The 21,742-nt window shown below is 60.9% G+C and carries 18 protein-coding genes, 1 tRNA gene and 2 pseudogenes; 17 read left to right on the forward strand and 4 right to left on the reverse strand.

Annotation, left to right across the window (positions count from 1 at the left end):
* The first annotated feature begins 70 nt into the window (after positions 1-70).
* From FP2506_RS04095 to FP2506_RS04140, 11 genes and pseudogenes are all read left to right on the forward strand, one after another.
* Entirely contained in the window at positions 71-2,299 is a 2,229-nt protein-coding gene (locus FP2506_RS04095) for an SPOR domain-containing protein (protein WP_007066131.1), read from the forward strand.
* A 113-nt stretch (positions 2,300-2,412) separates the two neighbouring features.
* Positions 2,413-3,435 carry a beta-N-acetylhexosaminidase gene (gene nagZ / locus FP2506_RS04100; protein ID WP_007066132.1) on the forward strand — a complete coding sequence of 341 codons (1,023 nt, stop codon included), beginning with the start codon at positions 2,413-2,415 and terminating at the stop codon, positions 3,433-3,435.
* 125 nt (positions 3,436-3,560) lie between these two features.
* A complete protein-coding gene (locus FP2506_RS04105) occupies positions 3,561-4,679 on the forward strand; it encodes an ABC transporter ATP-binding protein (RefSeq protein ID WP_040489390.1) in 1,119 nt (372 codons plus the stop codon).
* Positions 4,680-4,738: 59 nt separating this feature from the next.
* Positions 4,739-4,972, forward strand: coding sequence for a twin-arginine translocase TatA/TatE family subunit (locus tag FP2506_RS04110; RefSeq protein ID WP_007066134.1), 234 nt, complete (start codon positions 4,739-4,741; stop codon positions 4,970-4,972).
* Positions 4,973-5,042: 70 nt separating this feature from the next.
* Positions 5,043-5,522, forward strand: a complete 480-nt coding sequence (tatB, locus tag FP2506_RS04115) for a Sec-independent protein translocase protein TatB (protein ID WP_007066135.1) — start codon at positions 5,043-5,045, stop codon at positions 5,520-5,522.
* On the forward strand, positions 5,519-6,322 hold the full coding sequence (gene tatC / locus FP2506_RS04120) for a twin-arginine translocase subunit TatC (protein WP_007066136.1): 804 nt from the start codon (positions 5,519-5,521) through the stop codon (positions 6,320-6,322). Before tatB ends, tatC begins: the two co-directional genes overlap by 4 nt.
* A gap of 93 nt (positions 6,323-6,415) precedes the next feature.
* A pseudogene (locus FP2506_RS19425) lies at positions 6,416-7,075 on the forward strand (serine--tRNA ligase); the annotation flags it as partial.
* 150 nt (positions 7,076-7,225) lie between these two features.
* A pseudogene (gene serS, locus FP2506_RS19430) lies at positions 7,226-7,837 on the forward strand (serine--tRNA ligase); the annotation flags it as partial.
* Positions 7,834-8,595, forward strand: a complete 762-nt coding sequence (gene surE, locus FP2506_RS04130) for a 5'/3'-nucleotidase SurE (protein ID WP_007066138.1) — start codon at positions 7,834-7,836, stop codon at positions 8,593-8,595. The pseudogene serS and the gene surE, both read left to right, overlap by 4 nt.
* Positions 8,592-9,236, forward strand: coding sequence for an rRNA adenine N-6-methyltransferase family protein (locus FP2506_RS04135; RefSeq protein ID WP_007066139.1), 645 nt, complete (start codon positions 8,592-8,594; stop codon positions 9,234-9,236). Before surE ends, FP2506_RS04135 begins: the two co-directional genes overlap by 4 nt.
* A 78-nt stretch (positions 9,237-9,314) precedes the next feature.
* Positions 9,315-10,622 carry a M23 family metallopeptidase gene (locus tag FP2506_RS04140; protein WP_007066140.1) on the forward strand — a complete coding sequence of 436 codons (1,308 nt, stop codon included), beginning with the start codon at positions 9,315-9,317 and terminating at the stop codon, positions 10,620-10,622.
* Positions 10,623-10,631: 9 nt separating this feature from the next.
* Here FP2506_RS04140 and FP2506_RS04145 read toward each other — a convergent pair whose 3' ends face one another.
* A complete protein-coding gene (locus tag FP2506_RS04145; RefSeq protein WP_007066141.1) occupies positions 10,632-11,504 on the reverse strand; it encodes an ATP-binding protein in 873 nt (290 codons plus the stop codon).
* Between the two features lie 138 nt (positions 11,505-11,642).
* Here FP2506_RS04145 and yajC point away from each other — a divergent pair, with 138 nt between their 5' ends.
* The 5 genes from yajC to FP2506_RS04170 all read left to right on the forward strand — a co-directional run bounded on the left by yajC (position 11,643) and on the right by FP2506_RS04170 (position 17,927).
* A complete protein-coding gene (yajC, locus tag FP2506_RS04150) occupies positions 11,643-11,984 on the forward strand; it encodes a preprotein translocase subunit YajC (protein ID WP_007066142.1) in 342 nt (113 codons plus the stop codon).
* Between the two features lie 126 nt (positions 11,985-12,110).
* Positions 12,111-14,681: a protein translocase subunit SecD gene (gene secD, locus FP2506_RS04155; RefSeq protein WP_007066143.1), complete on the forward strand. Its 2,571-nt coding sequence runs from the start codon at positions 12,111-12,113 to the stop codon at positions 14,679-14,681.
* Between the two features lie 3 nt (positions 14,682-14,684).
* Positions 14,685-15,074: an Mth938-like domain-containing protein gene (locus FP2506_RS04160; RefSeq protein ID WP_007066144.1), complete on the forward strand. Its 390-nt coding sequence runs from the start codon at positions 14,685-14,687 to the stop codon at positions 15,072-15,074.
* Between the two features lie 33 nt (positions 15,075-15,107).
* A complete protein-coding gene (locus FP2506_RS04165) occupies positions 15,108-15,935 on the forward strand; it encodes a phytoene/squalene synthase family protein (RefSeq protein WP_007066145.1) in 828 nt (275 codons plus the stop codon).
* 168 nt (positions 15,936-16,103) lie between these two features.
* Positions 16,104-17,927 (forward strand): DUF4153 domain-containing protein, encoded by a 1,824-nt coding sequence (locus FP2506_RS04170; protein ID WP_007066146.1) that lies wholly within the window; start codon positions 16,104-16,106, stop codon positions 17,925-17,927.
* A gap of 12 nt (positions 17,928-17,939) precedes the next feature.
* Here the strand turns inward: FP2506_RS04170 and trmFO are convergent, their stop codons facing one another.
* The 3 genes from trmFO to FP2506_RS18290 form a co-directional block, all read right to left on the reverse strand.
* Positions 17,940-19,361, reverse strand: coding sequence for a methylenetetrahydrofolate--tRNA-(uracil(54)-C(5))-methyltransferase (FADH(2)-oxidizing) TrmFO (gene trmFO, locus FP2506_RS04175; RefSeq protein WP_007066147.1), 1,422 nt, complete (start codon positions 19,359-19,361; stop codon positions 17,940-17,942).
* A 51-nt stretch (positions 19,362-19,412) separates the two neighbouring features.
* Positions 19,413-20,615: a YbfB/YjiJ family MFS transporter gene (locus tag FP2506_RS04180; protein WP_007066148.1), complete on the reverse strand. Its 1,203-nt coding sequence runs from the start codon at positions 20,613-20,615 to the stop codon at positions 19,413-19,415.
* A 391-nt stretch (positions 20,616-21,006) separates the two neighbouring features.
* Entirely contained in the window at positions 21,007-21,150 is a 144-nt protein-coding gene (locus FP2506_RS18290) for a DUF1127 domain-containing protein (RefSeq protein WP_007066149.1), read from the reverse strand.
* A 468-nt stretch (positions 21,151-21,618) separates the two neighbouring features.
* On the opposite strand from FP2506_RS18290, the gene FP2506_RS04185 reads away from it, so the two are divergent.
* A tRNA-Leu gene (locus tag FP2506_RS04185) sits at positions 21,619-21,703 on the forward strand.
* Positions 21,704-21,742 lie beyond the last annotated feature (39 nt).

Raw genomic sequence — 21,742 nt, forward strand, 5'->3', positions numbered from 1 at the left:
GCCAATTTCGTCTTCTAGCCCTCTCAAAATGCACGTTGAGGGGCGTGCCGGGGATGTATGGGGATGATTGATGGACGATAGATCGGGCACCGGACCGGGACCATCCGAATTTGCGGGTGCCGACCAGGACGATCCTTTCGCCGAACTCGCCAAACTAATCGAAGCACCATGGGGTGAGCCGATCTCGAGACCGGCGGCCAAAGTCAATACCGTTGCCGAGCGCCTTGCACCTGCCTCCGAACCCGATCCAGAGTTCGAAGCCTTCGCCGAGAACGCGCCCCTAGAGGGCATCGCAACTGAAAGCGATGCGCCGAGCGAGGATCTGCGGATCGGCGAGACCGTCGACGTGTTGGATGCGAGCGATGCGGACATTGATCTAGAAGAGGAGGAGCCTTCCGTCGCCAATGACGTTGCTTCTCCGATTGAAGCCGCGGCAGCAAAAGAGACGGCAGTATTTCCCGCTTCGGCCGATATGGCATTCGAGTTGAAGCCGAGCTTCGATGATTTTTCATCTACGAAGGATTCGTCAGTCGCAGAAGCGGCGGCCCAGCAAGCGGCGAATTTGGTAGTCGACCATTTCGGTCTCGACAGTGCGATCGCAAGTGAACTCGACGTCGAACTTGCAGACTTCGCCAAAGATATTGGCGCTAATGGTTCGGCCGACGTAGTCGAAGCTCCGGCTGAACCGGTCGAACCCGCCAAACCTCGGGCCCGCCCGCACTTTGGCGCAGCGATCTTCGGTCAGCATAAGAGCGGTGCGATCGCGAAAACGGAAACCACTAGCCCCGTCACAGTATCTGATCCGGTGCTCGAGCCGCTCGCAGTCGACAAAAGCGATACCGCTGGAAAAGGCGATGACGGTTTCGACGTCGAATTCGCGATGGCCCTAGAGGGGCTTTCCGCGCCGGCTGATCCGCTGGCCGGTAAGGTTCGCAAGACAGAAGCATTCGCGCCCGAACGCAGAGCAGAAGAGGAGAAGGTCGAGAGTGTTTTCGACGACTTCGACTCTCTGCTTGCCAGTGAAATAGCGACGCTCAATCTCGATAAGGCCCCTTCTCAAGCGATTGAAGACACGCCGGCGCCTGAGGCGAGCGATTCCGCTTCGGAATCTGCTGCCGACTCCGACGACATCGAGCGGGAGCCTCTTCCCCGCATCCTGTCGACTTTTTCCGAAAGCGCGCCCTCCGGGTCCCGCGTTGCAGCATCTCCGGTTCGCTCCTTCCGCAGCTTGCCCTTTCAAAAGCTGGCGGCCGGCATCGTCGGCCTTGCGATGCTCGGTGGCGCTGGCATGCTCGTGTTCGGCGGGTCGGGCGACGAGGACGGCGCAGCCGAACCGCTGATCGTCAAGGCGGACGCGGAACCGGTGAAGATCGCTCCGCCCGATCCCGGCGGCAAGCAGGTCGCGAATCAGAATCGGGCCACCTACGAAAAGGTCGCGAACGCCGACGCCGACGGCAAGACGCAGCAGGAAGCGCTGATTTCGGCATCGGAGAAGCCGATCGATCTGTCGCAGAAAGCGCCGGAGAGCTATGAGAATCTGCCCGGTGTGCAGTCGTCCGCGTTTGCCATCGCGATGAGCGATTCAAAGCCGGCATCTGCCGAGCCGACCCTTCAGCCGCGCCGTGTCAAGACGGTGACAGTCCTGCCGGACGGAACGATTGTCGCGAACAAGGAGACGGAGTCGCTCGAACCGAGAAGCGCTCTTATCGACGCTGCCGCGCGCCCGCTTGAAGGTCGGCAAACGATTGGCGGGATCGCAACGCCCGCCTCTGCCGAGCAGGCGACGCTTGCCGGTTCGGCCGACCTCGCGGCGATTGAGGCAATGGCCAATGCTTCGGCCACAAACTCCAGTGATGAAATGGTCATGACCGGGAACTCGGAGATCGTTGGTGAACCGGCACCGGATGTGCCTGTTCCTTCCATGAAGCCGAAGGCGCCCGAACGCCGTGTCGCTTCGCTCGAGCCAGTTGTACCGCCCTCAGCACCGGCGGTTGATACGAATGCAGCGACCGGCGAGAGCGATTCCGCTTCTTCGAGTGCGTCAGCGCCGGGACCGGATATCTGGTATGTACAGATGTCGTCACAGCCGAATGCCGAAGCGGCCCAGGCTTCCGCTCAAACCGTTGCTTCGAAATATTCGAGCATCGTCTCGGATCGCAAGGTGATGATTCAGGCGGCCGAAATACCCGGCAAGGGAACCTATCACCGTGTCCGTCTCGCCGCGTCGTCCAGGCAGGAAGCGATCAACCTGTGCGAACAGATGAAATCAGCCGGCGGAAGCTGCTACGTAGCGCGCTGATCGCAACGGGCGTCGGCGGGCTTGGCTTCGTCGGCCACAAGCTAGCTTCAGGTTCTAAGAAGACGTTCGATGATTCGCCCGGATCGCGCGGCGACACGAGTATGGACTTATCCATGAGCGACGCAAAATCCTGGATCGCCGCGCCGCTCGGCCTCGAACCGAGTCGCGAGGAACGCCAGTTCTTCGCAGGCGAACGGCCTTGGGGCTTCATTCTGTTCGCGCGCAACATCGACGGTCCCTCACAACTGACGGAACTCGTCGAAATGCTCAAGGAGCTCGGCGGGCGTGAGACAACGCCGATTTTCATCGATCAGGAAGGCGGCCGGATCCGTCGCCTGATGCCGCCTCTTGCGCCCAACCGACCGGCGCCACGCGTAATTGGCGATCTCTACCGTGAGGATGGCGAATCGGGTCGGCGGCTTGCCTACCTACATGGCCGACTGCTGGCCGCTGATCTCATGCGCTATGGAATCAACGCCGACTGCGTGCCTTGCATAGATGTTCCGGTGGAAGGTGCCCACGACATCATCGGCGACCGTGCTTTGAGCAATGATCCGCATGAGGTCGCCGTTCTCGGGCGGGCGATGGCTGAAGGGTGCATGGCTGGCGGTGTGTTGCCGGTTCTGAAGCACATGCCGGGCCACGGCCGGGGCAGGGCCGATTCTCACAAGGAACTGCCGATTGTAGACGCGAAGCACTACGAGTTGGCAGCGCGCGATTTTCTGCCCTTCGCCGAGCTGTCGGACATGCCGTGTGCCATGAGCGCACACATTCTCTTCAGCGATATCGATTCGCAGCGCCCCGCGACGCTATCCCCGGTGATCATCGAAGACGTTATTCGCGGCGAGATCGGCTTCGAGGGCCTCTTGATGACAGACGATATCTCAATGAAGGCGCTGAAGGGTCCTTACGACGAGAGAGCGCGCGCTTCGATCAGCGCCGGTTGCGACATCGTTCTCCACTGCAACGGCGACATGCAGGAGATGCGACCGCTGGTTCGCGGCGTTCCGGTATTGGATGGCGAATCCCGCCGCCGCGCCATCCACGCGGAGAGCTATCTGACGCAGCCTGCGGATAGCGAACAGTTGGACGCCATGGGCGAGGAATACGACCGACTACTTTCCGTTCTCGTTTAATCTCCTCGGCGCACGCGACGCCAAGACCGCTTGCGCAAGCGTCGAGGAATCATTACCGAACAAGGCATTGGGTGGAGCTCGGCGGGACCGCCGGGCCCTTAGTCGATTCGGGACGTGCCGAAATCTTGCTTTCTCGCACCAAGACAGCAGCGCCGCTCTCGCCTTCGGTACGTACCAGCGCTGGCGTCAGCTTTGCAGCCAACCTTACCTTCGAGGCCATCCGACATCGACTTGGCTCGAAAGAGGTACTGGGCGGCATCGATCTGTTGGCGGAAGCTGGAAAGATCCTCTGCCTGCTCGGTCCTTCGGGGTCGGGCAAGACGACGCTTCTTCGGATCGCCGCAGGTATCGAACGCCAGAGCGAGGGCCGGCTTCTGGTGAACGGACGTGAAATGGCTGGACCGGATCAGTTCGTGCCGCCCGAGCGTCGCGGCGTGGGTCTGATGTTCCAAGATTACGCGCTCTTCCCCCACATGACGCTCCTGAAGAATGTCGCTTTCGGCCTTTCGGGACTGTCTTCGACCGCCGCGAAGCGCGCGGCAGGGTCGGCGCTCGAGCGGGTCGGTCTTGCGCACCGGGCAGATCAGTATCCCCATATGCTCTCAGGCGGTGAGCAGCAGCGGGTAGCTTTGGCTCGCGCCCTTGCTCCACGCCCTTCGGTCCTCCTGATGGACGAACCCTTCTCCGGCCTCGACAGCCGGTTGAAGGACGTCATCCGCACCGACACGCTGCAGATTCTCCGTGAAACGCATGCGACCGCAATCGTCGTCACGCACGACGCTGAGGAGGCAATGCGGATGGGCGACAAGATTGCGCTCCTTCGTGATGGCAAGCTCGTCCAGACGGGGTCGGGTGCGGAAATCTATCGTCGCCCCGCAGATCTCTTCGCGGCAGGCTTCTTCTCGGAGCTCAATGTACTTGAAGCCGAGGCCCTTGGAGGGCGTGTCGTGACGGGACTTGGTCCGGTGGCGCACACCGATCGAACTGACGGGACCAAGTTGACGGTCGCCCTCCGTCTCAATGGACTGCGGCTCGGGGAGAGCAATTCTGGCGTCTGCGGGCGGATCGTTTCCCGGCGCTTCCTCGGTGGGGTCGATTTGTTCACTGTCGCTGTCGAAGGCATCGACGAACCGCTGCGGTCCCGCATGCGGGCGGGGATCGTCTCCGAAAGCGGTCGAGATGTCGTCGTTTCGGTCGACGCGCGGGACGTGTTCGTGTTTGAAAAAGACGTCAGCGATCGTTAGTTAAGTCTAGCAAGGTTTAGGTAGCCGGGCGAAGTCGCTCGGGGGTACGGAGAGTTTCCATGGGTAGCTTCAGCATCTGGCACTGGCTGATCGTTCTTGCGGTCGTGCTTCTGCTCTTCGGGCGCGGCAAAATCCCCGAGCTGATGGGCGATGTCGCAAAGGGAATCAAAAGCTTTAAGAAGGGCATGAAGGACGACGAGGAGTCTACGCAGGCTCAGGAGCGTCGCGGACTCGATGATCATTCGGGTCAGACTGTCCAGCGCGAGACGAAGACCGACAAGACGACCGTCTGATCCATTCCGTTTTGAGGACGCGTAAGGCGGCGGGAGCCTTCCGCCGCTCCGGCCGCGTCGAGGACTGAGCATGTTTCCCGATATCGGCTGGACCGAGATGATGGTCGTGGCGGTCGTTCTGATCGTCGTCGTCGGTCCCAAGGATCTGCCGGGCATGTTGCGCACCTTCGGCCGCGCCATGAAGCAGATGCGCTCCATGGCCGGCGACTTCCGCAAGCAGTTCGACGAAGCCCTTAAGGAAGCCGAACTCGACGAGGTCAAGAAAACCGTCGACGACGTGCGCGGCCTCAACCCGCGCAAGCATGTGCGCGACGCGATGAAGCCGATGAAGGAGATCGGCGACGATATCCGCTCGTCCGTTAAATCGGCAACCAAGATGGCGGACGATCATGTCGAGACCGCCGACCGCAAGCCGAACGCAGATTCCCCGGCGAAGAGCGCGGCGACCTCGCCGGCAAAGGGCGAATCGGCTGAAAGCAAACAGCCTTCGGGAGCGGTTGCTGAAAGCAAAGATTCGACCGAAGGCAATTCGATGGAGCGGACATCGTGAGCGCTCGCGACGACGATATCGAGGCCTCCTCCGCACCTCTCATCGACCATCTGATAGAACTGCGGCAGCGGCTGATGCGCTCGATCATCGGCTTCTTTCTCGCGTTCATCCTCTGCTTCTTTTTTGCCAAAGAGCTATTCAATCTCCTGGTTGTCCCGTACCAGACGGCGTTCGATTGGTCGGGCATTCCGACCGAGCAGGCACGTTTCATCTATACCGCACCGCAGGAGTTCTTTTTCACCCAGGTAAAGATTGCGGCCTTCGGAGGCTTCTTCCTCGCCTTCCCGCTGATTGCGGCACAGATCTACAAATTCGTCGCACCCGGTCTCTACAAGAACGAACGTGGGGCCTTTCTTCCTTTTCTCGTCGCGACGCCGGTTCTCTTTCTCATCGGCGCCTCGCTCGTCTACTTCTTCTTCACGCCCATGGTGATGTGGTTCTTCCTCTCCATGCAGCAGACGGGCGGAGATGGTCAGGCGATCATCGAGCTTCTGCCGAGCGTTTCGGAATACCTTTCTCTAATCATGACGCTGATCTTTGCGTTCGGGCTGGTCTTCCAACTACCGGTCGTCGCGACGCTTTTGGTGCGAGCCGGAATGACCACGGCGGAAGGCCTTGCAGGCAAGCGCAAATACGCGATCGTCATCGCTTTCATCGTCGCGGCGGTGATCACGCCGCCCGATCCGTTGTCCCAGATCGGTCTTGCCGTGCCGACGATCCTTCTCTACGAGTTTTCCATTCTCGCGGCGCGATACATCGAGAGGAAGCGGGCACGGGAAATCGGCGAGGCCGGAGCCTAGACACTTCCTTTCTCTGCGCCTGAATATGAAAAATGAAGAGCAGTTTGTCTTGAGCGATCGGTCCTCGTCAGCGATCGAGCGGAACGAGAGAATATGATCGATATCAGATGGATACGCGATAATCCCAACAAGTTGGATGAGGCGCTCAAGGCGCGCGGAGCCGGCCCGGCCGCAATCGATCTGATAAAGCTCGACGAGAAGCGCCGTGACCATCTCAAGATTCTCCAGGATTTGCAGGCCCGCCGCAACGAAGCCTCGAAGGCTATCGGCAAGGCCAAGGGATCTGGCGATGACGCCAAGGCTGAAGAGCTGATCGGCGAGGTTGCTAAGATCAAAAGCCAGCTGCAGGCCGGCGAAGCCGAGGAACGTCGGATCGATGCTGCTCTGCGCGACGGTCTCTCGCGTCTACCAAACGTGCCGCTTGAGGATGTGCCTGTCGGGGCGGACGAGGGCGATAATGCTGAGCTCCGAAAGGTGGGCGAGAAGCCATCCTTCGCGTTCAAGCCAAAGGAGCATTACGAGCTCGGCGAGGCGCTTGGTCTCATGGATTTCGAGCTTGCGGGTAAAATCTCCGGCTCGCGTTTCAATGTGCTGCGTGGCGAACTCGCGCGGCTCGAACGGGCGCTTGGGCAGTTCATGCTGGACCTTCACACCGGCGAACACGGATATGAGGAGGTGCAGCCGCCGGTTCTCGTGCGCAACGACGCCATGTACGGCACCTCGCAACTGCCGAAATTCGGCGAGGACCTTTTCATCGGTGCATCCATGACCGGCCGCGCCCAGCAGACCGATGACGTGCTTGCGCAATACACGCGACCCGAGGATATCGAACGCCTGAAGTCCGGCGAGATAGAAGTCCGCGAGCTTGTGGCGAACGCCTTTGAAGATGCGCCGACCGAGGAGCAGTTCTGGCTGATCCCGACGGCCGAGGTTCCGCTCACGAATCTCGTGCGCGAGGAGACGCTCAGCGCCGAAGCGTTGCCGCGCCGAATGACTGCGCTAACGCCGTGCTTTCGCTCCGAAGCAGGTTCGGCGGGGCGCGACACCCGCGGCATGTTGCGCCAGCACCAGTTCAATAAAGTGGAACTCGTCTCAATCACCGACGAGCAGAGTTCGCTCGCCGAACTGGAACGCATGACGGCCTGCGCCGAAGAGGTGCTGAAGCGCCTCGGCCTGCCATATCGGGTCGTCACGCTTTGCACCGGCGATATGGGCTTTGCCGCGCGCAAGACGTATGACATCGAGGTCTGGCTGCCCGGACAGGATACTTACCGCGAAATCTCCTCTTGCTCGGTCTGTGGCGATTTCCAGGCTCGGCGCATGAATGCGCGTTACAAGGCGGAGGGCGAGAAACAGCAGCGCTTCGTCCATACACTGAACGGATCCGGCGTTGCGGTGGGTCGCGCGTTGATCGCCGTCATGGAGAATTATCAGCAGGAAGATGGCTCCATCCTCGTGCCAGATGTCCTGAAGCCATACATTGGCGGCGTCGAACGGATCGGGGGATCGGCTTGACCCGTATTCTCATCACCAACGACGACGGCATCAACTCGGACGGACTTGCAGCGCTGGAGCGGATTGCGGCCGCAATATCGGAGGATGTCTGGACGGTAGCACCGGAAACCGATCAGAGCGGTCTCGCGCACTCGCTGACCCTGTCTCACCCGCTTCGCCTGAGAAAGCTTGGTGAGAAGCGCTTCGCCTTGACTGGCACCCCGACGGATTGCGTTATCATGGCGACGCGCAGATTGATGGATACGCCTCCCGATATCGTTCTGTCCGGCATCAACGTCGGCCAGAACGTCGCAGACGATGTCACCTATTCCGGTACTGTTGCAGGGGCCATGGAAGGCGCGATGTTGGGCGTGCGCTCCATCGCGCTCAGCCAAGCCTTCGACCGTAAAAAACGTATGACCGAGCCGTGGGCGACGGCCGAGCGGCACGGACCCGAGGTCATCAGCAAGCTGATGACCTGCGATCTGCCGGGCGGGCATCTCTTCAACGTCAATTTCCCCGTGCGCGAGCCGGAGGCGGTCGAAGGGGTTCGTGTGACGCGTCAGGGAAAGCTGGAATACGCACTCGGCATCGAAGAGCGACAAGACGGCCGCGGCTATCCGTACTTCTGGCTCAAGTTCGGTCGACAGACCGGACCGGACGTAGAGCATTCCGATCTCGGCGCGCTAAGGGATGGCTTCATTTCCGTGACGCCGTTGCATCTCGATTTGACCGCCGATCACATGCTTGATCGCCTCGGAGATCATTTCGGACGATGAGTGCGGAAGCTGGAGGCCGAGAACAATTTCTTGCCGACTTGGCGGCCAGCAATCCGACGATCACGCAGGCGGTGCTGACAGCTGCCGCTGAAATATCGCGCGAGGCCTTTCTTCCTGTCTCCGGTGCTCGGCCCTATGCGCCGGGCCCCGTTCCCATCAATTGCGGGGAAACGATGCCGGATGCTGCAACCGCGATTCGGCTGGTCGACGCACTGGATCTTTCGCCGGAGCATCGTGTCCTGGAGATCGGCACCGGCAGCGGCTTCGTCACTGCGCTTATTGCCAAACTGGCTCTCCACGTCACCTCGCTCGAAAGGTTCAGACGTCTCGTAGCAGGCGCGGAGGCGGCGCTTCAGCGATGCAAAATCACCAATATCACGCTGGTCCACGCTGATGGATTGGAAGGTTATGGCGAGGGCGCTCCCTATGACCGGATCATCGTCCATTCGGCATATCCATCAGCCCCGCGCATTTTTCTCGATCAGATGAATCAGCAGTCCTGCTTGATCTGCGCCATCGGTGCGGGTGGCGACGCGCAAACCCTCGTTCGGCTCAAGAAGGTGGGCTCACGTTTCGAGCGGGAGGACCTCTCGACGGTTCACTATCAGCCGATTGGATCGAATGTTGCCAAAGTCCTTTAATTGCAGCACGGCCTTAACAGCAAAGTAAGATTAACGCGTTCTAATGGTGACAAATCTTCTGTCGTTTAAGGGACAGCGATGCGTTACCGAGTATCCGTCACACCCCATTCCCGCCGCGCGCTGACGATCGCGCTCCTCCTCGCAACGGCTTACAGCGCAGGGTGTTCTGCGGACGCCGTTCGCTTGGACGACGGCTTCTACACCGGCGCCGTTCCGCAGAATGCCAACACCCAGATGGCGGCCAATCAGGCGGGAGGATATTATCAGAACGTAGACAATACCATGACAGGCTCGATCTCGCCGGATCAGGCCGCGTCAACAGCCGGGAGCGGAGGTTTTAGCGGCGCTTCACAGCGGATGCCGACCCAACAACAGTATGCTGCCGATGGTGTTCAGCGGGGCCAAATGCCGCCTCCGCCGCAGTCGGGCTACCCCTTCGACCAGAGCGGAGCTTCGTCTTCAAGCACAAGCTCGGCGAACACGCAGATGGCCGCCACTCAATCGCAGACTGGTATTGGTGCAACGCGAGGAGCTCCGCCGACAACCCTCAACGAGCAGGCTCAGCGTATCGGCAGCCCGAGTCCGCGCCCGGCGACCGCAAATTCAAATGTGTCCGGTGGGGCAGGTCAGACGGTGACAGTCCAAAGCGGCGATACGCTCTCCGCCATCGCGCGGCGCTCGGGCATTTCTGCTGAAGCTATTCGCAGCGCCAATAACATCACAGGGGACACGGTGCGGATCGGCCAGCGTCTCGTGGTGCCCACTGTGCGCCCGAGTGTTGCCAATCAGCCTGCCCAGGTCGCGGCTGTCCAGGCCGCGCCGAAGCCTTACGAGAAGCCAGCGGAGAACCAGTCCACGCCACAAGCGACTTCCGCGCCGGAGGCGCCCAGGCAGGAAGCTGCGCAGCCCGCGGAAGCCCCCGAGCAAAGCCGTATTGCGACGGCACAGCCGACTTCTTCGGTCGCCGATCAAGCGGCAGCGAGCGAGGAGGCCGCGCCCGAGTCGAGCGGAATTGGTCGCTATCGCTGGCCGGTGCAGGGCCGCGTCATGCAGCGCTTCGGTGAGAAGGTTGGATCCAAGCGCAATGACGGGCTCAACATTTCGGTCCCACGTGGAACGCCGGTCAAGGCCGCCGAGAACGGCGTCGTCATCTACGCCGGCGACGGTCTTAAAGAGTTCGGCAACACCGTTCTCGTCAAGCACGATGACGGGCTTGTCACGGTCTACGGCAATGCCGACTCGCTGAATGTGAAGCGTGGGGACACGGTCAAGCGCGGGCAGCAGATCGCGAGTTCGGGCATGAGCGGTGACGCCACCGTGCCGCAGCTTCACTTCGAGGTCCGCAAGGACTCCGCGCCAATCGATCCGTCCGGCTATCTCCAATAGGCTTCGCCCTCAATCGAGGCCCTGGCCGAGCCGGCCAGCGAGATGCTGAATGAACTGAAAGGCGACGCGCCCCGATCGGCTACCGCGCGTCACCTGCCATTCCAGGGCCTCACGGCGCAAATCTTCAGGGTCGATCATCAGGCTGTACTGCTCGGCATAGCCTTTGACCATTGCGAGATAATCTTCCTGGCTGCAGTTGTGGAAGCCGATCCACAGACCGAAGCGGTCCGAAAGCGAAACTTTCTCTTCCACCGCTTCGGCGGGATTGATCGCGGTCGAGCGCTCGTTCTCGATCATGTCCCGCGGCAAGAGATGCCGGCGGTTGGAGGTCGCGTAGAAAAGGACATTCTTCGGACGCCCCTCGACGCCGCCCTCCAGCACTGCCTTCAGCGATTTGTAGCTCGAGTCGCCGATATCGAAGGAAAGGTCGTCGCAGAAGAGAAGGACCTGAAACGGCTGTTCCTTCAAAAGCGTCATCAGGTCCGGCAAATGGTCGATGTCCTCGCGCGCGATTTCCACGAGTTTCAGCGGTGCCTGATCGCCCGATAGCCCTTCGTTAACGCTCGCATGGGCCGCCTTAACCAGCGAAGACTTGCCCATGCCTCGCGCGCCCCACAACAGGGCATTGTTGGCGGGAAGACCCTTGGCGAACCGCGCCGTGTTATCGAGCAGCATGGCCTTGGAATGGTCGATGCCATGCAAGAGGTCGATCGCCACGCGGTTTACGACATGCACCGGCCGAAGCGTGAGTGGTGGATCGAATACAAAACAGTCCGCAAGATCGAGATCGACCTCTTGTGGGCCTTCCGGCGCAATACGTTCCAGCGCGCCAGCGATCCGGTTGAGGGTTGTCTTCAGATCGGCGATTTCGGTCTCCGGCATACTTGGTCTTTCGTAATAGCGGGGCGCGCTTCTCTCCCCGGCTTATGTTGCATTCGACAGGTCCAATCGTATATTCGGCGCAATTATTTCAAGGCGCGGCGGCAACGCCCGCGCTTTTTCGTATGAAAGGTCAACTCTATGTTCGTCACGCAAGCCTTCGCCCAAACAGGTGCTCCGGCGGGCGGGGGAAGCGAACTGCTGCTCAGCATTCTCCCCTTCGTCGCGGTCTTCGCGATTATGTACTTTCTCATCATTCGGCCTCAGCGCCAGCAGATGAAGAAGCGCAATCAGATGCTTGAGAACATTCGCCGCGGTGATCAAGTGGTGACGGGTGGCGGCATTCTCGGCAAGGTTACGAAGGTTCTCGACAACGGCGAACTGGAAGTGCAAATTTCTGAGCAGACTCGGGTTCGCATGGTTCGCGCTATGATCAGTGACGTTCGGGTAAAAGGCGAGCCGACGGCGGCCAACCAGAAGTAAGTCTTGCCAGAGTTCAAGCGGTTAGCCCCATCGGTGCGTCGCTTTTGCTCCACTAGAATGGCACGAACGCTCTCGTAATGGCCGGCGGTTTGAGCCGTGCCGTTCAACACTCGACCGGACCATCGAATGCTGTATTTCTCGCGCTGGAAGTCGATCCTTATTTGGCTCGTGGTCGCCGTAGGCATCCTCTACGCTCTGCCCAATGTCTTCCCGCGTTCGGTCCTGGACGGGTTCCCCGATTTTCTTCCGAATGATCAAGTGACGCTTGGTCTCGATCTTCAGGGCGGATCGTATATTTTGCTCCAGGTCGATGAGGAAGACCTGATAGCCAAACGCGTTCAGTCGCTTGGCGACTCAGCGCGCTCTTCTCTCAGACAGGCGCGAGTAGGCTATTCAGCGATTGCCGAGAACGATCGCTCCATTACGATCCGCCTGCGTGATCCCGATCAGACAGAGGCCGCGCAAGAAGCGCTATCGGAACTGGCTGAGCCGGTCTCTTCGGGACTGCTGAGCGGCGGCACGCTGAGCGAAGCTGAGATCAGCACACCGCAGTCGGGCGTTATAGAAGTCTCGCTGACGCCCGAGGGGGTCGACTACCGCACCTCGAGCGCCGTCGAGCAGTCGATCGAAGTCGTGCGCCGCCGCGTCGACGAACTTGGCACCACCGAGCCGGTCATCCAGCGCCAAGGCACGAACCGCATCATCGTTCAAGTGCCCGGGCTCGGCGATCCCGACCGCCTTAAGAACCTGCTCAATCAAACCGCGCAGCTCAATTTTCGGATGGTCGATCTCACGGCCTCGCCAGAGGCCGTAGCGAATGGCGATGCCCGCCCGCCCGCGGGCTCGGAGCTACTTTACACGACCGATCAGCCGCCAGAGCCGCTTCTCGTGCAGCGCCAGGTGATGGTTTCCGGTGAAAATCTCGTCGACGCGCAGCCGGGTTTCGACCAGCAGACCAACGAGCCTGTGGTCAATATCCGCTTCGACAACCGTGGCGGCACCCAGTTCGCCCGGGTGACCCAGGCCAATGTCGGTAGCCCGTTCGCAATGGTCCTCGACAACCAGGTGCTGTCGGCGCCGAATATCCGCGAGCCTATTCTCGGCGGTCAGGCGCAGATCAGCGGCAATTTCGACGTTCAATCCGCGAACGATCTCGCCGTGCTGTTGCGTGCTGGTGCGCTGCCCGCCAATCTCGACATACTGGAAGAACGGACAGTCGGCCCGGGTCTTGGAGCCGACTCGATCGCTGCCGGCGAGATCGCTGGCGTGATCGGTGCAATTCTCGTCATTGTCTTCATGATAGCCGCCTACGGCTTCCTCGGCGTTATCGCGAATTTGGCGCTTGCCATCAACGTGGTGCTGCTGTTCGCGATCCTGACAGCCATCGGCGCGACGCTCACCTTACCTGGCATCGCCGGCATCGTGTTGACGATCGGGATGGCTGTCGACTCGAACGTGCTCATCTACGAGCGCATTCGGGAAGAACGGCGAAAGCACGGGCGTTCGATCGTCCAGTCGATCGATGTCGGCTTTCAAAAGGCGCTGGCGACCATCCTCGACGCCAATATAACGACGCTGATTGCCGCGGGCATCCTGTTCTGGCTTGGAAGCGGCCCGGTGCGTGGCTTTGCTGTAACCCTCGCAATCGGTATCCTGACGACTGTCTTTACTGCCTATACGCTTACCCGATGGCTCGTTGCCTACTGGGTGAAGACCCGGCGGCCGAAGGAGCTTCCGCAGGGCTTCATCCGGTTGGTGCCGGAATCGACCTTCATCAGGTTCATGCTGTTCCGTCTGAAGGCTTTCTACTTGTCGCTCGCGCTTGTTGTGGCCTCCATGGTGGTGTTGCCGCTGATTGGTCTCAACTTCGGCATCGATTTTACTGGTGGCTCCGTCATCGAGGTTCGTGCCAAAGAGGGCCCAGCCGATGTTGGCGGCATCCGCACGACTCTAGACGAAGCCGGTATCCCGGATGTCCAGGTGCAGTCCTTCGGGACGAATTCGGAAGCGCTCATCCGGATCGGCAATGCGCCCGATGCGCCGGATGGCGCTCAGCAGGAAACGATTCAGACTGCGCAGGCATCGCTGGAAGAGGCGTACGACATCCGACGTACGGAAGTCGTTGGGCCTACGGTCTCAGGCGAACTTGCGTGGGCGGCAATTTTCGGCGTTCTCGCATCGCTGCTCGGCATTCTCGTCTATATCTGGATCCGATTCGAATGGCAGTTTGCCATTGGGGCCATCGTAGCGACAATCAACGACGTCTTCCTGACGCTTGGCTTCATGGTGCTCACCCAGATCGAGTTCAATCTGGCGACCGTGGCTGCAATCCTCACCATCGTCGGCTACTCGCTTAACGATACCGTCGTCATCTATGACCGCGTGCGAGAGAACCTGAGGCGATTCAAGACGAAGAAGCTCGGCGATCTTCTGGACCTTTCCGACAACGAGATGCTGTCGCGAACTCTGACCACGTCCCTCACCACGCTGCTTGCATTGTCCGCTCTCTACGTCTTCGGAGGCGAGGTTATTCAGAACTTCGTTGCACCGATGATGTTCGGCGTCCTGATCGGAACCTTCTCTTCGATCTTCGTTGCGGCGCCCATGCTCTACTTCTTCAACCTCCGTCCGTCGGAGTTCGAAGCAGATAAAAGCGATGCTGCCAGCATCGAAGCCTCGGGCGCGAACAGGGCCTGAAGCTTGGCGAAGGGAATCGAAATCCGGGAAGCCCACTTCCCGGGCCGAGCGCCGATCGAAGCCTACGGCAATGGCGGCTTCCGCTTTGCGGACATGTCCCATCGCGGTTCGATCCTCTGCCTGCCGTCGGGCATCTACGGCTGGAGCGGTTCAGCCGAGCAGCCGTTTTCCGGGGAGCGGCTGGATTTCATCTTCAGGGAAGCGGAAAGCTACAAGTTTCTGCTCTTCGGGACGGGGCCGAAGATCCAGTTCCTGCCGCCCGCTCTCAAGGAACGTTTCCGAAGATTGGGTCTGTCCTGCGATCCGATGTCGACGGGTGCGGCCGTCAGGACCTACAACGTCATGCTGGCCGAGAACCGGCCGGTCGCAGCCGCCTTGGTCGCAGTCGAGTAGGCGGCACCGTTGGCTCAAGAGCAACGAACCGGCGTGATCGAAGCGCGCACCAGCTTCGCGCTGGTGGAAGATCAGGACCGCGACCGTACCCTTTCACTTCTCTTCGCACCGCCGGAGAAGCGGGGCGCGCTATCGGCTCTCTATGCGTTCGACATCGAGACGTCCCGCGTCCGCGATATGGTAAGCCAGCCGCTTCCAGGAGAGATACGGCTCCAATGGTGGCGCGATTTGATTTCTTCGGGCGCGAAGAGCGGATCGGGTCATCCGATCGCCGACGAGCTTCTCGAGGTGATCGATCGCTACGATCTGCCACGCTCAGCCTTCGAGCGATATCTCGAAGCGCGGATCTTCGATCTCTACGACGATCCGTTTCCGACGACCGGGGATTTCGAGGCCTATGCCGGCGAGACGCGGTCGACGTTGATCATGCTCGCCGCCATGGTTTTCTCGAAGCGCGGCGCGGAACGGATCGGGGACGTGGCGGGGCATGCGGGCGTGAGCTCAAGCGTCGCTTCTGTCCTGCGCTCACTGCCGAAGACGCGTTCGAGGGGCCAGGTTCTGGTTCCCGTCGACCTTCTGACGGCTGCGGGCTGCACGACCGAAGAATTTCTCTCGGGCAATCAGGCAGCACGACAGCAGGCTATTCTGGCGTTCTGCGCCTATGGCCGTGACCATGATACCCGCTGGCGTTCACTCCTGAAGAGCGTCCCCAAGCCCATGCGTTGCGCCGTCCTCCCGGCATCGCTCGCCGAGTTCACTTTCGATGCCGCGGAAAAGGCGCCGGACAGGATTGAGTCCCGCACTGCCGAGATCAGTCCGCTCAGGAAAAGCTGGCGATACTGGCGCACGATGCGCGGATAGGGCAGGGCAGCGGTCGAGGGTGCCGAGCTAATTTTCTCTCAGGTGTCGCCGACCCACGGAACCCTGATACCAGCCGATTGCCACGTTGCCATCGCCTTCTCGTCCTATCATCGAGACCGCAACGACGTATTAACGGCGACAGCAGAGTTCGCGTTTCGGAAGGGGACCATGAGCGGATCGACAGAAAGTTCCGGGTCGTCAAGCGCTGGCTGGCGTGGAAAGGCGCGGCGCATCATAAACTCCTCGCTCCGGCGGACCGGCGAGGCGTTATCGCGTTTTCCAGTCGTCATCCTTCTCATTCTCATCGCATCGGTGGCAGCCAATCTCGAAACGCCAGACTATGCCCGCTTCGCGTTCGACTCGTTCCTGCGCCTCGAAGCGGCGCTTTTCGCGGGCGCTGCCGGAGCCGTTGCCGGCACTCTTTTGCTGGAGGCGCGGGGTGTGTCAGCTCCGGCCCGCTACGGGGTGCAGATGGTCTGTGCGTTGGTCTTCGGTCTCGCGGTCTGGTTTGGCCTCGACTGGGGTGTCTACCCGCCGGCGCTCGTCATCGGCCTCACGCTCGCGATCCCACTTGCGCCCTATCTTGCGCGCGGTGACGGCCTAAGCTTCTGGTCCTTCACAGTCCTCGCCTTCGTTGGCGTCGTCTTGGCTTTTGCTGCAGTCTTGATCTTCGTGACCGGCGTCATCGCCATCATCGAAATGATCGCGTTCCTTTTCGACATCGATGCGGGTTCGAGCGTCCAGGAACACATCTTCATCACGGCTATCACGCTTGTCGGCCCGCTCTTTGCGCTCGGCCGCATCCCTACGCGCTTCGACGAGCGGATCGAGATCGGCGAGAAAGAGCAATTCGTTCGGGGTATCGCCCTCCTCGCAGGTTGGGTCTCGGCGCCGCTCGCGCTCGTCGCGGCGCTGGTCCTCTACCTCTATGCGGCGAAGATCCTCGTGACGGGCATCGTGCCTAATGGCGAGATCGGCTGGATCGTCTCGTTCTTCTCCCTGCTAACCGTATTGCTCAGGATCGCGGCGGAACCGATCCGCGATCTTGGCGGTGTCGCGCTGAGGGTTTTCGCGAAAATCTGGCCTTGGCTTCTGATCCTGCCTCTCGGACTCCTTGGCTATGCAGTCTGGACACGGATCGCGGCCGAGGGCTTCACCATCGCGCGCTACTATCTTGCCCTCGAAGGCTTCGCTGCGGCTATCCTCGCAGGATTGGCGATCGCACTTCGAAATCGACTCGACATCCGATGGCTCGCGGGCATCCCGGTCGTTCTCATCCTTCTGTCCAGTTTCGGTCCCCAGGGCGTCGCGAGCACGGTGGGCCGCAGTCAGTCGGACTTGATCTTCGCGACGATGGGAAGCGAGCCGCCATCGGAAGATGCCTCCACCTTGAGCGATGGGGCGCGGCAAGTCGTCCGATCGCGGATCTACGCTTTGGCCGAGGTCGATCAGCTCGATCGCCTTTCCGGCCTGACGCAAGGAGGCTTCGAGTTCTCCGGCGAGAAATCCTACGAACAGGCGCGCTTGGTGATCGCAACACTCGGCCTCGAAGCGAGCGAGGTAGGGCAACCAGTACGCACGGCACGTTTCGAACGCTTCGGCGTGATCGACATCGCCGGCTTCGACAGATTCGCGCCGGCCCTGACTGCGCGTCGAAGCGATGAAGGAGAAGCGCGCGCGATAAGGAATGCTGCTCCGGAGGATGGACTTGGAGCGAACGTCGATCTTCCTATTGCCTGGTTCGAAGGCAAAACGCTCCTGTTGACGATCGGTGATGTGACCGACTCGTTCGTGATCGATGCTGACGAAATCGAACCCACACTTGAGGTGCCGCGGTCCTCTAGTGCGACCGGGGCTCCGTCGATCTCCCTCGCCAGCGAAAACGGACGGACCATCACACTGGTCGTTCTTGCGTTCGAATCCAGCGAGACCGGAGAGATCAGCTTTCTCGAGGCCGATCTCCTCTACCGCGAAGAAGACTGGGCGCGATGAGAAAGCTGCGGATCACTCCGCGGCGATCGACCCGGCTTCACCGAGGAGCCAGGCCCGGAAATCGTTGAGGGCTCTCGCCGACAAAGCCTTCTTCTTGGCGATCGCCTTGTCCTTGCCGCGGAAGCGCTTGATGCCCTCGGGTCTGACGATCGCACCCGGCTCCAGCGGCGGGAAGAGCCCGAAATTGACGTTCATCGGCTGGAAGGACCGCTTGCCACCGTCCTCCTCATGGGCGAGGTGCCCACCGGTGATATGGCCGAGCAGGGCGCCCATCGCCGTCGTCGCCGGCGGCGCGGAGACTTCTTCGCCCAACCGTTCGGCCGCCGCGAACCGGCCGGCCATCAGGCCGACGGCCGCAGATTCCACATAGCCCTCGCAGCCCGTGATCTGGCCGGCGAACCGCAGACGGTTCAGGCTCTTCAGGCGCAGCGTGGCGTCGAGCAGGCGAGGGGAATCGAGATAGGTGTTGCGATGGAGGCCACCGAGTCGGGCGAATTCGGCGTTCTGAAGCCCCGGGATCATTCGGAAGATTGCGGCCTGCTCACCGTATCTCAGCTTCGTTTGGAAGCCGACCATGTTGTAGAGCGTACCGAGTGCGTTGTCCTGGCGCAGCTGGACGACGGCATAGGGTTTCACCTCAGGATCGTGCGCGTTGGTGAGACCCATCGGCTTCATCGGGCCGTGCCGCAGGGTCTCGGGGCCGCGCTCCGCCATCACCTCGATCGGCAGGCAGCCGTCGAAGTATGGGGTGCCTTCCCAATCCTTGAACTGCGTCCGGTCGCCTTCGACCAGCGCAGCGACGAAGCGATCGTAGGTCTCCTTGTCGAGCGGACAGTTGATGTAGTCCTTGCCCGTGCCGCCCGGCCCGACCTTGTCGTAACGCGACTGAAACCAGGCGGTCTTCATGTCGACCGAATCGAAATGGACGATCGGCGCTATGGCGTCGAAGAAGGCGAGGGCGTTCTGACCCGTCGCTTCCCGAATGCCCTCGGCGAGGGCCGGTGCCGTCAGCGGGCCGGTCGCGACGATCGTGTCGCCCCAGTCTTCCGGCGGAAGCCCTTCGATCTCGCCCCGCTCGATGGTGATCAGAGGATGCTCCTCGAGCGCCCTCGTGACGGCAGCCGAGAAGCCCTCGCGATCGACCGCGAGCGCACCGCCCGCAGGCACCTGATTGGCGTCGGCCGAGCGCATGATAAGTGAGCCAGCAAGACGCATCTCGGCATGGATCACACCAACGGCGTTCGTCTCGGCGTCGTCTGAGCGGAATGAATTCGAGCAAACAAGCTCCGCGAGCCCGTCGGTCTTATGCGCGTCCGTGCCGCGAACGGGCCGCATCTCGTGCAGTACAACCGGGACGCCGCGCGAAGCGATCTGCCAAGCCGCTTCCGAACCGGCGAGCCCGCCGCCGACAATGTGGATAGGTTTATCGGTCATGAGCGAAATTTAGCAATCACAGGAGCAGATCGAAAGATGGTGTGATGGCGGTCAGGAACTGTACGCGGTTTGACCGAAATCGCGCTGCGAGGAAGCGATTCCCGCGCCGGCGATCAGCAGCCCGGTCGAAATCCATTGGCCTGCCGATACGCCTCCCGTCACGTCGCTTAGGAAGCCGACGCCGACCGGGCCAAGGATCTGGCCGATGCCGAAGGCGATTGTCATCGCCGAGATTCCGGCCGACCAGTGCTCCGCCGCGAAATTTCGACGCACAAAGGCAGTCGTCGAGGCGACAACCGCTAGAAAAGTCGCGCCCACCATGGTGGCCGAGACGAAGAGGACGATCGGAGATTGCGATAGCGCGACGAGGGAGGTTGCCGCCGCGAGCAACAGGCTGAGGATTGCGAAGGCCGTACCGTTTCCGTTGCGTTTCATGAAACCACCCCAAAGCCAGGGCGATACCATGGCGCCGAGCCCGACCACGGTCCACAAGCCGGACTGCAGAGGCAGGCTGGCGCCATTTTCGCGCACCCAGGCGATGACGAAAGTCAGATAGCCGATATAGCCAGCGCCGAAGAATCCATAGCCGATGAGTATTGGCGACATTTTTCCAATGCGCGCTTTCGTTCCTGTTCCGGATGGAGCTGTGCCCATACAGTGCGGCTGTCCGAGCAGTAGGATCACGCCAAGGATGGCCGAGAGGACGGCGAGTAGAGCCCAGGCGAGCGGCCAGCTTCCCGCTCCGCCGGCATGGAAGACGAACGGCACCGTAACGCCCGAGAGCGCGATACCGAAGCCAGGCCCTGCATAGAAAAGCCCGAGGAGAATGGCGTTGCCTTCGTTTTGGGATGCGATACGCGCGGCCAGAAACCCACCGCCGACGAAGGCGAAGCCGGCGCCGATGCCCGCAAGAATACGCGCAAGGTTCAGCGTAATCGGATCGCGCAGCACGATGCAGAACGCCAACGATCCGACGCATAACCAGACCCCGATCTGCATGGCGCTGAAGGCGCCCACTTTGCGGTTTACCCGCGCGGCCAGGAGCGCTCCGGCTAGATATCCGAGGGCGTTCGTCGTGTTCAGCCATCCGGCCGTCGAATAGGACCAGCCGAGATCGGCACGCATGTCGGGAAGGATCAGCGCATAGGCGAAGCGAGCAAGGCCGAGACCGACGGCCGCAGCGGCTGCAAGACCGATGACCTGAAGCCAGGGCGGCAGCGGTTCTGCCTCTTCTCCCCGTGCCAGCTTTCTCATCGTTCGCTACTCCGCCTCAAGATGGGCGGGGTGTAACAGTGCCCGCTACGACAGGCCAGTCGACGAAAGAGCTGGGTGCAGTGCGCAAATTGATCGGTACAGAGACGTCTTGCTCTGCACAAAGAACAACACCCGCCGGGGGAGGACCGGCGGGTGTCGTATGAACGGAGCCTACGTTGGGAGGAGGAGTGTAGGCCCCTTGATCCGCTTCGAAGCCCGGGAGGAGGTGAGCCCGAAGCGAAACCCTCAGAAATCTTTTGCTTTGGCGTCCGCCGGGGGGAGGACCCGGCGGACGTCTTGCATAGGTTCACCGCGGGAGGAGGAGTGGTGAACCCGTCATTCGCGGAACCCGATGGGAGGAGAAGGGTTGCCGCAAAACCCGTGTTTATCCTTAGCCGACTGTGCGCCGCGCAATGGACGGAATGTCGTAACGCGAAATGCCGAGATCGTTCAGTTCGCGCTGCGAAAGACGGTCCAGTTCCTTGACGGTGTCACGGTAACGGCGCCAATTCTTATACGATCTTACGATATCCATCTTATCTTGTCCTGTCCTGACCAGATGCCTGGCTTCGTCTTATAGGTCGGCGTTGCATTTTTGCTTTCCGCCGTCCGCTGAACTCAAAGCTAATCAGGCCGTGGGTGCTCCGCTAGACGCTATACCGCATAGGAGCCATGCGTTTTGTGCAGCGCAACAACAAACGCTTCCGCATCCGATGAAACGCGAGGATGCAATCAACCCCCGGTTCGGAATCCGGCCTTACTGCAATGAAACGAAAATCTCCGGCTTCCTTGTTGCTGCGCGGCAACATGGCCGATATGCGCTGCCACAGGGATTAGGTGCGTTGCCGCCGGTCCGGTGGAGTTGCGAGAAGGCGACGTTCAAATCGGACGAGAAGACGTTCCGCCGCTAAAAGGGTCGGTTTCGGCCCTTTCGTCGCCTATATGCCGGTGATATAGAGGCGCTCGATTCACGCTGGTTTCACCGAGCCCGGCGTGCCCATTCGCGGGTGTGGCGGAACTGGCAGACGCACTTGGTTTAGGTCCAAGCGCCGAGAGGCATGGGGGTTCAAGTCCCTCCACCCGCACCAGTTCAGGAAAAGAGCGCGATCGACGGCTGCTACGATGGC

The sequence above is a fragment of the Fulvimarina pelagi HTCC2506 genome (genome assembly GCF_000153705.1).
Lineage (GTDB): Bacteria > Pseudomonadota > Alphaproteobacteria > Rhizobiales > Rhizobiaceae > Fulvimarina > Fulvimarina pelagi.

Coding starts and splice junctions, on each gene's coding strand:
- trmFO (WP_007066147.1), bottom strand. CDS start 19,361: ATGACCGATAAACCTATCCACATTGTCGGCGGCGGGCTCGCCGGTTCG.
- FP2506_RS04095 (WP_007066131.1), top strand. CDS start 71: ATGGACGATAGATCGGGCACCGGACCGGGACCATCCGAATTTGCGGGT.
- FP2506_RS04170 (WP_007066146.1), top strand. CDS start 16,104: ATGAGCGGATCGACAGAAAGTTCCGGGTCGTCAAGCGCTGGCTGGCGT.
- nagZ (WP_007066132.1), top strand. CDS start 2,413: ATGAGCGACGCAAAATCCTGGATCGCCGCGCCGCTCGGCCTCGAACCG.
- FP2506_RS04140 (WP_007066140.1), top strand. CDS start 9,315: ATGCGTTACCGAGTATCCGTCACACCCCATTCCCGCCGCGCGCTGACG.
- FP2506_RS04180 (WP_007066148.1), bottom strand. CDS start 20,615: ATGAGAAAGCTGGCACGGGGAGAAGAGGCAGAACCGCTGCCGCCCTGG.
- FP2506_RS04135 (WP_007066139.1), top strand. CDS start 8,592: ATGAGTGCGGAAGCTGGAGGCCGAGAACAATTTCTTGCCGACTTGGCG.
- FP2506_RS04110 (WP_007066134.1), top strand. CDS start 4,739: ATGGGTAGCTTCAGCATCTGGCACTGGCTGATCGTTCTTGCGGTCGTG.
- FP2506_RS04145 (WP_007066141.1), bottom strand. CDS start 11,504: ATGCCGGAGACCGAAATCGCCGATCTGAAGACAACCCTCAACCGGATC.
- tatB (WP_007066135.1), top strand. CDS start 5,043: ATGTTTCCCGATATCGGCTGGACCGAGATGATGGTCGTGGCGGTCGTT.
- secD (WP_007066143.1), top strand. CDS start 12,111: ATGCTGTATTTCTCGCGCTGGAAGTCGATCCTTATTTGGCTCGTGGTC.
- FP2506_RS18290 (WP_007066149.1), bottom strand. CDS start 21,150: ATGGATATCGTAAGATCGTATAAGAATTGGCGCCGTTACCGTGACACC.
- yajC (WP_007066142.1), top strand. CDS start 11,643: ATGTTCGTCACGCAAGCCTTCGCCCAAACAGGTGCTCCGGCGGGCGGG.